Below are 14,400 nucleotides of genomic sequence, written 5' to 3'. Positions count from 1 at the left end.
TAAATTTAATGTCCTAATCCGTATATGAAGCCAACGGTATAAGCTGCTTTAAACCACTTTTTATCAAAGCGAATTACGAGGCGCATACTGTGAATATCTAAAGAGGAGCTTATTACTCCAGAGTTCCTTTTACCTGCATGGTGAATACCCAATAAAACAGGAGTCAGAACCACTGAGCTACGCCACTTAGGTAAGTCATCAGCTAAATAACGTAACAATTGAAATGCCCTTGTATTGTCCGCAGGAATTAACCTATTTGTTAAATCCTCAGCTAAACTAGGCCAACTTTCTTCAGCATTGCGTCTAACGAGTTCTTGATAAGGAGAATCATCATTTCTTGATACAAGTGCACTGCTAGCGGCCTTTGCGGTGTTATGACCTGAGAACATGTTGGAATCTTTATCTATTTGTCCCAAGTCAAAATGTTTTAATGCTTTTACGGCAATTGAAGAAGTCACAGATAAGTGCGACAGGGCTTCCAGCCAACTTAAACATTGCTTCACTAGCAACTCATGTCCGTTTGGAAGTAGACTGAGCGCGTCAGCTAATTGATCTTTTTTCTGATTGAATGCTTTTCGCCAAGTCTCTGGCGATATGCACTCCCATAAAAACGGAAGTTCTTGTGAGAACTTTTCTATGTAGGAGCTTTTTTCAGAATCATCTATGTATTTAAAAAATAATTGTGCCATCGCCAAATCATTTTTGATAAAACGCTCCCACATAACAAAAGTCGTAAGTGGTAATAAGTTAAATTCAGAAATGTAAGCATCAACTATTTGCCAGTCTTTGTGATTTAAATCATTCGCGATTTCGTCAATAGCCCTATCAAAAATTTGCTGTCGAGAAATAAAGTTAGACTCAGCAATTGCAGTTCTAAGATGGCTTGATTTGGTTTCATTGCACTCAATTGAGCCATTAAAATTACTCTCGACAATTAACCGAGGGCGAATTTTTGAGTTTAATTTACGCTCAAAGATTAGCCAAGGGCCGCTATGTTTTGATAAATTAGGGACTGCCCATTGGTTTGTGCTAATACCTTGTAACTTAATAGGTGGAAGTTCAAAGCCTCTCTCTTCGGGAAAGTGAAGTGGTTTCGCTAATAAAACAGGTAAACATTCTTCCGAACCGGAAATTGAGCTGCCTTCAATATCATTAAGATACAAACTATAACCACTTGCAGTCTTTTCTGATTCTAAAAAACATGAATAATGAACGACTCTAATTGAAATTACTTTATCAGTACCAACCCTAACGCTGACATCCAAATGTGCGTCTAAGTCTTCTGAAAGAGAAAACAAGCGTTTCACTTCATTTTGAAAGTCTATTAATGGCTTAACCAAATGAAAGCTACCAGTGATCGACTCATGATCTAAAGAAAGTTTTATCGTTTTTTTAGCTAGCTTTAATAGCTCTGGTGAGTCTTTTGAGCGTAAGCTAAAATCAATGTAATAATCCTGATGCAGGCTTGGATCGTTATGTTGTACTTCAAGTTGTACAATCCTAAGTTCGTTCATCGTTATCAATGCGTTAGGACTTAATTGACAGCCATCAGCATTAATAAATCGACCACCTGAAGCCGGAAATGGAAACTTAACACTTACTGGTTGATTGCTGTGTTCAAAGTCCAGTAGAACGTCTATTGCTCTTGGATTCTCAGTCTCTGCAACTACGTTTAAATTATAGCTATACCCATTTTTTTGGGTGAAGTAAGTAACATTAGGAGTCGAAGTCGATACAGACCTTAGTTTACTGGAGAAAAATACAATCTCACCTCTATTAAAGTCATCAATATGGTTGTTGAATGAAATTGTTAAATCTTTCGGTAAAATAATTAGTTTTTTACGATAAGCCAACTTACCATCATCAAAAACACCGATATCAACAGCGCCAACCGCAGCAGATAAATCTCCGTTCCAATTACCACCTCGAACTCGCCAATATATGTTGGCTTGAGGCACTTCAGCATACAAGCTTCCACCTAAAATTTTGGTGATATGTGGGCTACCAATAACAACGGGAATAGCTGTGTTTTTTTGTTGTAATTTACTCTCTGACCATATCCGGTAGATGACATTGGTAGGAGGAGATTCCAATTTAACCTTTAATTGATATGTTTCATTTGTATCCACATCAAATGTTGAGTTGTTGGTAATTTCGCAGACCGTTCTGCCGTCTTCTGTTTCACCTAGATTAGCATTAGAATCACCAGTGAGTTTACCCACTAAAGGCAGGATCAATCTCAAAGTAGCCTGTGACGTACACACATCACCTTGACTGAGGTATTCCCAGTGTTGGTCTTTAGTTTCTATAAATCCTACTGGCAATTCTGGCTCAATAGCTTCACCTCCCTTTAAAGGGTGGCTATCTGAAATAGCATTACCTTTGCGGTAAAAAGATAATTGCCAGTCTTCATTGTTTCCTGCTGAAGGTAACGTTTTTATTAATGGTGAAACCTTATACTCTTCATTACGAACTAGAGTGAGTGTTGCAATCGATACTTTATTGGAGCCGTTAAACGCAACCAGATCTAATTTATTCCCTACACTATTTACTTGCCAAAAGTCCTTAAGGTCGGTTTCTGATACCAATCTTGGGAGATTGATAACATTTACTATCGAGTACAAATTATTGTTATTTTGTAGACGACGGCATAGATAAATAGGAACATCTGATTTCTTTTTAACCCTAGACGAGTGCACAATCAAACTGCTTATTAAAGCATTTCCCTCATCACCTTCTAGGGAGATAGGAAAATGAGTTCGCCATGTGGGAAGCTGTGTATTTAGGTGTTCAACGGGATCTTTCTTTGCGGCTAAGTCATAAGTTTCTCTTAGTCTTAAAACCATTTGAATGACTTCACCGACTAACGACAAAAATTCGTTTTTGTGAAATGCCGTCGCTAACATATCCTTTCTTTTTTCGGCAAAATGAGTAGGAGTATAACCAGCTTCAGAATATTGTATTGAATCTTTTAAAACACCGCGTAAGTAACGATCAAAGCCTGTGTTTTGTTTTAATAAACCTAGTGGAATTCCACCTTCAAAAATCACTGTACCTAAATACTGTTTTCCTTGCGCATTTTCTAATAATTCCCTTTTCCACTTTTTTAATCCCTTCGAAACAATATGTCGAATTGTTGAGTGATTAAACTCGTCAGCCGAGAGTTCCAAAGACTTTATTATGCTTTCCCAACTCCATACTCCTCCCTGATAGTTCCTGCGCCACCACTCGGATGCGTACAAGACAAATAAAGCGTCCCATCTTGGTAAACGACCATCTATATTCTGAATGCCAAAAGCTGCGCTCATGCTCAAGCAATTGGCTAGTTGACTATATTCATTCTGACCGACTTGGTAAGCGAATAACGGCCGACCATCAGAGAACTCTAATTTACGAGAAACTAAAAACGCTTCGAAAAACTTTTGGGGGACTATTGAATTTAAACCAGTATTCATTAAATCAACTACAATATCCATATTCTGTACTCCTATTCAAGTAAAAGACTATAGAAATAACGATGAAAAATAAAGCCATATATCTGAAATATATGGCTTCATTTTAGCTAAGCCGTTTTATTCTCTACTAGAGATAAATCAGCTTTTTCAACCAGCTCTGTAGGCAACTCTTTGTTGTTCGATATCCTCAACCCTTTCATGCTCTCAGCTCGACGAATTAGATTACCTCTGCCTTCACTAAGCTTTTTCATTGCTTCGCCGTAACTTCCTTCAGCACGTTCTAAATGAGAACCAAGCTTTTTCATGTCATCAACAAAACCGACTAGTTTGTCATAAATTGCCCCCGCCTTATTTGCGATGTCCTGAGCGTTTTGATTTTGATATTCAACACGCCACATGTTGTTTATGGTTTTCAGTGCAACCATTAAGTTCGTTGGGCTAACCAACATAATGTTCTTTTCCAGTGCCAACTGAATTAGCTCATTATCTTCTTCAATGGCTAGATTGAAAGCAGGTTCAACCGGAATAAACATCAACACATAGTCGAGAGTTTTAATTCCATGTAAGTCATGATAATTTTTGGTGGTTAGTTGCTTAATGTGATTCTTAATCGCGTTAATATGCTCTTTTAGAGCCTGCTGGCGAATCGCTTCGTCTTCAGCATTAAAGTAACGCTCGTAGGCGGTTAGCACCATTTTAGAATCGATAACTACATCTTTATTGCCTGGCAAGTGGACAATCACATCTGGCTTAAATAATCCACCTTCTTCATCTTTTAATGAGACTTGCGTATCGTATTCATGATTTAAGCGTAAGCCTGACTCTTGTAACACTCTTTCAAGTACCACTTCTCCCCATGTTCCTTGTTTTTTGTTGTCACCTTTAAGTGCTTTGGTCAAGGCAACAGCCTCTTTGCCCATTTGCTCATTCAATGCTTTCAAGCTATGCACTTCTTGCTTTAAGGCATGACGCTCTTTAGCTTCATTGGTGTAAACTTCGTTTACTTGTTTGCTAAAGTTACCAATCTGGGTTTTAAGCGGTGAAAGGAGCGAGTCCAGTGACGACTTGTTTTGTGCCGACATTTCACCTGTTTTTTCTTTGAAGATCTTGTTTGCAGTATTTTCAAATTCTTTAACTAAGCGCTGTTCAGTGCGTTCAAGCAGTTCAATTTTTTCTTGCTGTGCTTTTTTAGACTCCAGTGAAGCAGAGAGTTGGCTCGACATTTCAGTGATCTTTGAATCTTTATCAAATAGAACCGATTTTAGTTGTTTAACTTCTTCTTGAACCTCAAAAAAAGCTTTCAACTTTTCAGTAAGTTCTGCTTTGTCGCTAGTCAACTGAGTCTGTTTACTCTGGAGGGATGCAACTTGCTGGCTTAACAGCGTTGACTCATCTGTTAACGCAGATAGGCGAGCATTTTTTTCTTCAAGCTGAGCGTTTAATCGACTTAACTCGACTTTGGTTTCAGAAAGCGATACTTCAGCTAAACGTTTTTGTTGCTCTAAAACGGCTGAGCGCTCTTCTATAGTTGAGAGGTGTGTTAAAGAAGCTTCCGCTGCGGCAAGTTTCGAACTAATACTAGCGTTGTTTTCCTTCGCTAAATTTAGTTCAGCTTGTACTGTATTTAGCTGTTGTTTTAGCTCTTCATCTTCTTCACTTACAGGCTGAGTTTGAGATTTCTTTAAATACGAAATGGCACCAACTACTGCGAAGAATGTAATTGATGCCATGATTGCTGTTTGAATGAATAAGTCGTTCATTGTTGGATACTCCAAAGTTAATAACATATGAAGTAATGCCAAAATCAAGCCAAAAACAAAATACCCTTACAATTTAGGTAGATAGCAAAAAAAAAGCAATACCAAAGCCCTCAAATGGTAAGATTACTTACTTAATAGTAATTAATTTTACTCAAAAATTTACTAAGATGCTAAACCTACCAGTACGTTCAAAGCCGTCTAACATATCACTATCTAAAACCTTATTTGGTACGACTTTTAACACCTTATTACTATCCGCTTGTCGATTAACCTCCCAAACGTGATTACAGCTAGAGTTTCGAATTGCAAAGCAATTGTCATCTCTAGAAATCCATTGGTCTTCATCAGCTTTTGCGCCACAACAAGGGCAATACAACAACTCTTCAAATCTTTCTGCGGCTTCAGTAACTGCATCAACTGCCTGAGCGATAGAAACATCCTGCTTATGCTCTTTCTTAAACTCCAGTAGCTTGGGTTTAGCAGCTAGACATGGCTTTATTATGATGATGCTATTATTCTCAAGCTTCCAATAGCCATTTGCATTCATTCGGTTTAACGTTTTTAAAAGCAGTGATGGAGCTTTAGATATTGTAATTCCAATAGTTTGCAATGTTTGACTGATTAACCACTTAGTAATCAAAACAGCTAGCTGTTCTAATGAATAAAAATTGGTTGGTGCAGTACAAAGATGTTTTTCATTCATTTCCACAGCAGAACCTAAAGAAAGCAATACCCTTTGACTATTTTCCATCAACTCTGTGTCTGAGAGGTCAATACTATTGGTGAAACACGGAATAAAGAACAAACTATGTTCACGTGTTTTTAATACGATTTCAGAGCCAGTTGTTACCTGAAGATAAATTGCCTGGTTCCCGTTTCTTTTAAAGCAGTTTGGTGTCAGTTCATTAAAACCTAGTTCATGTAATGTTCGTTTCACCAAGTCACGACAATATAGTGAATATGCAACTGCAAGCTTCTTATTTCGTTGAAAAATTTGTTCAGGATAGAGATTATTAGCTTGCTGGGTATCCAACCAACTATTCCATAGCCTTGCTACATGACGATAATGCTGGTCATGTGACAAAACGTTGGTCATATTTAACTTAAGCGGAACTTGAATATTATGAGTTAACGTTAGATACAAACCTGAATGTTGCAATGTTCTAACTTTTTTCAACATCTTGGTTAGAAGTTCAAGTGTTGCTATACTGTGTACAGCGGCATCATTCGCCTGTTTATCGCCTGAAAAACCTTCTCCCCACAAGGTAAAGATACTATCTCTCAACTCAAAATAAATACCTTCCGCATTTTGAAAGCTCACTGCTTGCTTAAATATTTCTTCTAATTTTTTAACTTCTAAAATGCGCTTAACTAAATATTGCTCAATATTACCCAGTAGTTTCACATACACTCGATTTTCATAAATATTGAGCTGGTCTTCACTTTCTAAAGCGAGGATTTGTTTAGGGATCACACCAGTTAATGTCCTGGTTTGCCAACACTCTGAATGAGAAGCTAGGTAAGCATTGGTAGAGCCTGCTACTTTTTTAGCTCTAGATACTGGAACAAGATGCTCTTCATAAATTAACTCCATTCTAGGCCGCCTGGCAATTTCTTGGAGATGCCCTTTTTTTAGAACATCGACTAGTAATTCCTCAAATTTAGTCAATTCAAAGCGAGCAAGTAATTTATCTGGTATAAGAAAAGAGCTATCTTTCCCCACGTCAACCGCTTCTTGATATGCGAGTATTGCACTCTCGATAATTTCTAATTCGGTCTCAAGTTGTTCCGACTTTTCATTATGAATAAATGCGCCTGACTTTGAGCCAATATGAAACTTTTCAGTTCCATCATTAACTAGAAAGTCACCAGGCTGGATATTTGTTTGTCCATTAAAAGTGCACGGTGCCTGAGCCGCATATCTTCCAGACACAATATTTTCAGGAAGCTGTTTTACTAACTCCCCGTTAAATCTGTCATACCAAGTAATCATTAAAGGCTACTCTTTTTCTTCAACTCATTATTTAAGAGTTTCAAGCTCGCTTCAGGCTTAGAATTGAAGCCTTGAGTACACCAAAACTCGTTTAATGCATCAATAAGGTTTGAAATATCTTCTTGCTCTGTGTCATAACGGCCAGTCGCTTTACCAGTTCTTAACACCTTAGTGGCTAACATATGGTCTAAGGCAAAACCTAAATCACTACCACATTCGAGCATAACGGGTATGAACCTACTAAGATGTCTTTCTAGTCGGTTGCCCCAACTGACATTTAACTCCTCCTCTAAAAGCATTGAAAACTCAGAATCATCAAGGTCTTTAATAAGTTTATTGACTGTGTTGCTATGTTTTCTTGTTGCAGCGTCAAAAGCTTCCTCTAGTGAATCGAAACTGTATGTAATCGGCTCAAGATCCTTGTTAATATGAAAGGTGCTTTTATGTCTTGGAAGCTCCATAACATGAGCACGGTCATAAGTTTTATCAGCGAACTCGAACGTTGTTTCATCGTGGTTGGCTGTACCAATAAACCAAAGATTCTCAGGTATTTTAATTTTTCTTCCATCTATTAACTTTTCAGGCCCATTAGGTTGTCCTGTTGTCATCAACGTGAGAATACGGTCTTTAGGATCTAATTCTAAAGCTGATAAAAACTCTGCAAAGTATTGTTCTGGTCTGGAAAGATTCATTTCATCTAGTAAAACGATGTATGGACGATCACTGTATGCTGGAGATTGTGCTTCATATAAAGCTTGCAAAGTTTCTTCCTCGTAAAACTTCTTCTCGAACGCATTAAAGTGACCAATTAAATCTCCTTTATCACGCCAGCCAGCTTGAACAGATATAGTTTTCACACCACCACCAACAGCCCTTGCAAATGCTTTTGCTAAGCTTGTTTTACCTGTGCCGCTGATCCCTTGTAGGATATGTAAACGGCTCATAGCAAGGCCAGCAATAAACAGCCAAATATCTTCAAGGCGATAGTACAATTCTTTCTGTTCATGAGAGTCCCAAGCAATACGATGCTGAAGCTCTTCTGCAAAGTTTCTTAATGAAGGAATAGACTCTGTTATCCCTTTAGCTCTAAGTTTGCTATCAAGCTCTAAAAGAGCTGGGAATGCGGTTTTAGCCTGTTGCTTATTAACTAGATCATCAACATCAGCGCTCAACTGATCAACTGCTGCCTTAAGTAATTGATTGTGTTTTTCCAAAGTTTGCTTCTGCTTTTGAACTTGCTCTAACTCAATAACGGACATTCTACTTTTTGTAAGCTGCACTTTATTTTGCTGTAGCTCTGCATGAGCATTATTGTATTCTTGCTCTAATGCTTCGTAGGTCTTTTTAAGCTCTTTGTAATTTTGTTCAAGCTGTTCGCTAGGCTTCTCATCTAACTGTAAACGCAGTTTGTTTACCGCTTGTTTGTAATGATTAAGTTGCTCTAAAACCTCTTGCGGCGTAGCGTCACCAAATTGCCTCTCTATGTCCTTAAATGAACTCAACTTTTCAAGTAACTGCTTTTCACCTTGGTCATACTGAGCAATTTGCTTTTCAAGGTTAGACTTCTGATTTTCAAGTGAAGATATCTGGTAGGTGAATTCTTTTTCAATTTCATCTTTTAGTGAAATTTTATAACTACTCGCTTCTTCATTGGTTAGTTGTGCTTGCTTACGTTTTCTCTCAATTAGTATTTTCTCTTGGTTTAATTGGAACTCTTTTTCGTCTAATTCTGCTTCTTTAGAAGATAACTCATGTAGCTTTTCTTCAAGCAAGGCTTTTTCCGCTTCATTCAACGATTGTTTAGCTTTAGTTAGCTCATCTATTTCTTTTTCAAGATTTAATTTTTTCTGTTCCAATGATTCGCGAAGCTTATTCTGTTTTTCCTCAAACGAATCCAGCATTTCCATGTGTTTTGCGGCAAACCCATTTTCAGCATCAAGTTCTTGCTCTTTTAGCTCTTCTAGTTTGTTGGCAATGTCCGCCGTATCTTCTGCATTCTTCTTTTTGTTCGCTAATAGCTCTTTAGATTGTTTATCTAATTCTTTTTTCTCTAACTCGATTTTCTTTTTAAGTTCTTCTACCGACTCTTCTAATTGCTTTGATCTTGATAAACTCTGCTTATTATCCGCTTCAATTTTCTTGTTTTGCTCTACTAGCTTTTTAAGTTCGCCAACCAAAGTTTGAATGTCGTTGCCATAAGATTCTGATGCTTCTTTTTTTTGCTCTTCACTCGCAGCATCATGTGACGTTTTTGCTAGCTTGAGCTTTTCAGCCATAGCGCCAAAAATCGAACCGTTATCACTTTCTGCTAGGTTGTCCACAGCAGCTAAAGCACTACCTATTTTATCCGCTGCTGAATTTGATGGATTTGTTGCATTTGCAGCTACAGGCTGCTTCCGTGCTTTGTTTCGTTTTGCCATTATTTACTTCCTAATATTCTTTCTAAAACTTTTAATAATTCATCTACTGAATTGAGGTGATTTATAACCTCATCTTTTGTTAAAACTTCACCACTGGCATGGCTGGCTTTATTGTTTCTGTCATCAGCAAGCCGTATTGCATCGTCTAACCAGTTAGGCAGTTGCATTGATAATTGCTCCACAACCTTTGGAAACGTTAGTAACATCGCGGCAAGCATCGGCTTTAATGATTGATTGCCTCTTGTCATTGCTGACTGAACATTGCCCCCTCTAACGGTTGCTAACCTTTTCGCGGCATAGGCACTAACGCCGCTAACTCCTAAGTAAATTTGCTCAATAAGTCTTTTGTCATGCTGAAAAACAGGTCTATTACCGTTCCACCGCATGACTAAAACTTCCCAGTCATTGCTGGCTTCATTAAGCTTCATAAAGGTTTTTAACCATGCTTCGATTATTTTCTGCAACTCACTCAACAACCCTTCCAAGACTTCTGGTCTAAGTGTTTGCGATTGTTCAACCTGGTTCTTAAATCGCAGTGTTGCTAAGACATGCTTTTCTATCAGTGAATATTCTTGAACCCAGGGATAGTTTGATAACAACTCTACTTTTGCCTGCTCCTCAAATAGCTGTTCTTGTTGCTTGTAATTGAGCGTATGTTCATCTGCAGCGATCCCCATTACTTCATTAACTCTAGAAGAAAAGTGCTTATTTGAATCCAACAACTGTTCGGCAGCATCATTTAACTCAGGAAGGGTTTCCGTTAGTCCCGTTGGGTCAGATAAATACCACGAGCGCTCACCAGAAATTGTTGAAAATAGCTTGGTGTGGATAAACGCTGCGATGGGTTCAGGCTCAATAAACTCAATTGAGTAGGTAACTTCTAACGCATCGTCAGATATATAAAAGTCAGCTTGCTTTAACTGGTTCAATACTCTGCGATAGGCTCTTAAGCTGGAGTTCATTTGCTCTGACGTTGGCGCTTCTGGCTTAACGGTATTACTGATTAATAAGGGCTTTACTAACTTCCCTGAGCCTTTACTTCGAACAAATTGAGGGAAACGCTCACTGAAATCCATGCCTTCAATGTGCGGTAGTGTAGAAAGTAACCTCGGCATCAACTTTCCCGTTGTTGCATCTTGAAGTATGTAATAACTTGTTTTCTCGTTTGTAGACTCTTCTACACCTAAAAGTAACTGCTTGGCTTTGTCTGTATGGTTCCAGCCGTCAAGGTAGCCGTCATTAGTTAACTGAGCTAATATGTGCCTGATAAGCTCTTTATCTAAATTGCTATATCGGCATAATTTTTCGTTGTCACGGCACCCTGCCAAAATTAGCTTTAACACCAACATCTGAAAAATATTTAAACTTGGTTTACTTTTGGGCGCAGCTACCCGCCATAGATAAAACGGCCAAAAGATATCTTTTTCATTCTGGTATCGATTCAGCTTACTTTTCAAGTAGCAAGCATCTTGAATATCTCTATGTGTAATCATGATTTCACCCCACAGAGTTCGTGAATAAATGCCCATACTTGAGGAATGGCTTTTTCAGCTGACTCGCCAGAAAACATCGCTTTATCACCAACAACTTTAATTAAACTCTTAGCTCGACTAAATGCCACATTTAAACGGTTTGGTGTGCGAATGAAGCCATATTTTTTTCGGTATGCATTCTCATCTGATGCCGAAAAGTCATTAGAGCGAACCGTTGATAGAATCACCACATCAAACTCTTTCCCCTGAAAAGCATCAACAGAGCCAACTCGAATTTTTTCTTCTCCTTCTTCAGTTGTTTTAAAGCCAGGCAGATACTCCCAACCATCTTTTGATTTTTGGCAAATGCCTACTTGCGCAAGCTTATTTAAAATTAACTCTCGCTGAGCTGCAAAGAAGGTAATCACACCCACACTTAAATTAGGATTTTCTGCAAACAACTCTTGCACTTCACTAACAACTTTTTGTGCTTCGCAATCGCGTTGCCAACTAGTACCTGAACGCTGCTCTTTGCCTGACTGTAATGGCAGGTCAATCCACTCGGCTACTTTACCCTTATACTTAGCAATACCGAGATCGAAATGATCTTTACTTAAGCCTGCTTCAAGTTTTGGCTCTCCTTCAGCTTCATAAAACGAACGACTAACAAATCCGCCGATATCTGGATGCATCCTAAACTGGGTATCTAGCATCACAGTTCGTTGAATACCGTCCTTGGCCTGGCGAGCTTTTAATTGCGTATATAATCGCTCGAAAAGACTCATTTTGATTGCTTTGGCAGTCTCTTGTTGCAAGTCACCTGCTTCAATCATTTCTTTTTCAATATCGGGTTCTAACATTTGCGGTAGCTGGAAGTGATCTCCAACCAATACGATCCGCTTCGCTGCCAGTGCCATTGGAATAAACAAATCAAGCGGGTTTGCTCTGGCAGCTTCATCCACAATGACCGTATCGAAGGTAAAGTCTCCGCCAACTTCATCTAAAGAAGCATTAATTTGCTCTTTATACTTCACAACCTGCTGACCCGCAGAGCGCTGGCACGATGCACCAATTGACGTTGTGTAGTCTCTTACACTTTTTGCAAGGTAATCCGGTTGATACTTGATTAAGTCTAAATACTCCTCGATAACATCAGGTATTCCCGCTGCACAATTCATTGCGTGCTTAGCGATAACTTCATTCAATTGATGAAGCGTTGATATTTCTTCTTTTGAAAGCTCAACTTGTAACGACTTAGGTCGGTAATCGGGGATTAAATCATCGAGTAACTTATTTTTGATTTCTTTAATTTTTTCAAAATCTTCAGCACTGAGAGTCAGCTTTTCGATAATTTCATCAAGAACTTCTACTTCTTCTTCATATCGCCCCGTTCTGCGTAAAGCGGATAGACACTTGAAAGACTGTTCATAGCCATCATCGTCATACGCTCGTTCAGAGGTTCGTAAACCTCTAACTTGGCTCAGCAACAAAGAATTAGAAGTTGGGTTGTTCTCATCGACTTGAGTGTCAAACTGTTGCTCAAGTTTTGCTTTCAAGGACTGAGGTATATCAAAACCGTGATTTATCCTAAGATTATCAATATCCTCAAGAAGACTTTTTATCCGCTCGTGTTTTTGTTTTTTATCTACACGAGAAGCTAGAATTGTCGCTATATCCTTGCGAATGTTTTTTATAATTTTATAACTGCCGTCATTTTGAGCTAACTCATTCGCAACTTCAGTTAAGTTGCTTGTTTGTTTCTGGCTCCACTGCTCCAATAAATAAGGGGCGCGGGTATTGTCATCCGCTCTAATCGCCGGAATACCAAATGCCTCGGATCTAGCGATGACATTATCCACCGCATCATTTTGATAGCTAGTAAGTAGTATTTGCCCCGTTAAATTGCTTTTATGCTCTTCTGCCAACCTATTTTGCAGCGCACTAATAACTTGGGTTTTCCCCGTCCCTGGTGGGCCGAGAATTAAGGCAATATCAGGTGTATTTAAAGCGACATCTAATGCTTCTATCTGCTTTGCCGTTGGCTCACCTTTGAATGATCTTCTCGCCGCAGCGGTTAACGGTTTCAATTTATTTTTGGCTTGTTTTTGCCTAGAAATACTAAAATCTTGATCTTCAATTAGCAGACGTAGGTCTTTCATTGGATTCAAAAAGCCTGTTATTGAATCTCTTGCTTGCTCACGTCGTTGCATTTGCACAATTGAGCCACTAATCGACAAATAAATAACACCTTTTTCTTCAGGCTTTCCGTAAGAGTTTAAATTGAGCGTTATATACTGATTAGTATGCCCCGAAAATTGAGCAGCAATACTCTCTACCTTTTCATCCTTTTCAAGCCCTATATCACCAATATTATTCTCTAACCAGCTAGGCAAGCGCTTGTTGATCTCTAACGTATGGTTAGGCTCTTCTCTTAAAATTGCGGCAAGCTGTTTAACTTTCTCAATATCTTTTTCTTGGAAGTAAAACTTCCATTTCACACCATCAACCGAGTCTTCTTTATCGATTTTGATATAACGAACAAAGCCAGCGTTATTGGCAAGTTCCACCGCTTTTTCTTTAACTTTTTGGTTGTATTGATTCCACAAGTTTATGTATGTTGAATTATCTCGATTTAACTCCTCAAGCTTTTGTTTCACTAAAGGGTCTTGAATTCGAGCTGCAACCGTATAGTCAACAAACGATAATTCACAATCTATAGAACTCAAATCGAACTTAACCTTACGGCGTAGTTTCTTAACCGATTTCGCCCACATCTTTTGCTCTGGTGTATATTGCGCTTCTAGCAAACTCGTTTTACCTACAATCGTTAGCCCTCTATTTTCAGCAACGCTTGCTTTACTGATTGCTGTTAGCACTTTCGATTGGTTATTTACATCAAGTACAAACTCGCTTTTTAGCCAATCTGTTACGCTATCAATGTCTTTGTTTTTTAGCTTTGCGAGTTTAGCAACCTGCTCAATAATGTTTTCATCTACAGAAACTTGCAGCTCGTGAAAGTCCAAATTATTTGGTAAGCAGGGGATCGCTTGAATAAGCACCTTGTTGTCTTGTTTGGAAATAGGTATCCAAATAAAGTGCTCAATGTCACCATAGCTATCAAATACTTCAGCGTTAGTAACCTGTGCTAAAAGCTCATTTTGCTTAATAAACAGCTCGTCGTGGATAATGTGAAAAGAGATATCTTGTTCACAATCGAAAGCCGAAATAGCATCCTCTTCTATAGCAACTTCAATTATCTTTTCTTGAGTTAAATGTTTAATATCTTGCGTATTCATCAGC

At 38.5% G+C, this 14,400-nt stretch carries 6 protein-coding genes; all 6 read right to left on the bottom strand.

Annotation, left to right across the window (positions count from 1 at the left end; all coding sequences use genetic code 11):
- Nucleotides 1-5 precede the first annotated feature (5 nt).
- Entirely contained in the window at nt 6-3,476 is a 3,471-nt protein-coding gene (locus NFU46_RS12635) for an STY4851/ECs_5259 family protein (RefSeq protein WP_251602296.1), read from the bottom strand.
- A gap of 86 nt (nt 3,477-3,562) precedes the next feature.
- Nucleotides 3,563-5,215: a DNA recombination protein RmuC gene (gene rmuC, locus NFU46_RS12630; protein WP_251602294.1), complete on the bottom strand. Its 1,653-nt coding sequence runs from the start codon at nt 5,213-5,215 to the stop codon at nt 3,563-3,565.
- A gap of 151 nt (nt 5,216-5,366) precedes the next feature.
- Complete coding sequence (locus tag NFU46_RS12625; protein WP_251602292.1) at nt 5,367-7,208, bottom strand: DUF2357 domain-containing protein; 1,842 nt, start codon at nt 7,206-7,208, stop codon at nt 5,367-5,369.
- Nucleotides 7,208-9,628 (bottom strand): AAA family ATPase, encoded by a 2,421-nt coding sequence (locus NFU46_RS12620; protein ID WP_251602290.1) that lies wholly within the window; start codon nt 9,626-9,628, stop codon nt 7,208-7,210. The genes NFU46_RS12625 and NFU46_RS12620 overlap by 1 nt, the downstream gene beginning before the upstream one ends.
- Nucleotides 9,628-11,121, bottom strand: a complete 1,494-nt coding sequence (locus NFU46_RS12615; RefSeq protein WP_251602288.1) for a hypothetical protein — start codon at nt 11,119-11,121, stop codon at nt 9,628-9,630. Before NFU46_RS12615 ends, NFU46_RS12620 begins: the two co-directional genes overlap by 1 nt.
- A complete protein-coding gene (locus NFU46_RS12610) occupies nt 11,118-14,396 on the bottom strand; it encodes a DEAD/DEAH box helicase (RefSeq protein ID WP_251602286.1) in 3,279 nt (1,092 codons plus the stop codon). The genes NFU46_RS12615 and NFU46_RS12610 overlap by 4 nt, the downstream gene beginning before the upstream one ends.
- Between the last annotated feature and the right edge of the window lie 4 nt (nt 14,397-14,400).

Source organism: Pseudoalteromonas sp. NCCP-2140 (assembly GCF_023708065.1).
Classification (GTDB): domain Bacteria; phylum Pseudomonadota; class Gammaproteobacteria; order Enterobacterales; family Alteromonadaceae; genus Pseudoalteromonas.
The sequence above is the reverse complement of the archived record's forward strand: the minus strand, read 5'-3'. Positions and strand labels throughout refer to the sequence as shown.

Bases quoted from the DNA above. Each gene is read 5' to 3' on its own strand.
- NFU46_RS12635 (WP_251602296.1), bottom strand. From the start codon at position 3,476: ATGGATATTGTAGTTGATTTAATGAATACTGGTTTAAATTCAATAGTC.
- NFU46_RS12615 (WP_251602288.1), bottom strand. From the start codon at position 11,121: ATGATTACACATAGAGATATTCAAGATGCTTGCTACTTGAAAAGTAAG.
- NFU46_RS12620 (WP_251602290.1), bottom strand. From the start codon at position 9,628: ATGGCAAAACGAAACAAAGCACGGAAGCAGCCTGTAGCTGCAAATGCA.
- NFU46_RS12625 (WP_251602292.1), bottom strand. From the start codon at position 7,208: ATGATTACTTGGTATGACAGATTTAACGGGGAGTTAGTAAAACAGCTT.
- rmuC (WP_251602294.1), bottom strand. From the start codon at position 5,215: ATGAACGACTTATTCATTCAAACAGCAATCATGGCATCAATTACATTC.
- NFU46_RS12610 (WP_251602286.1), bottom strand. From the start codon at position 14,396: ATGAATACGCAAGATATTAAACATTTAACTCAAGAAAAGATAATTGAA.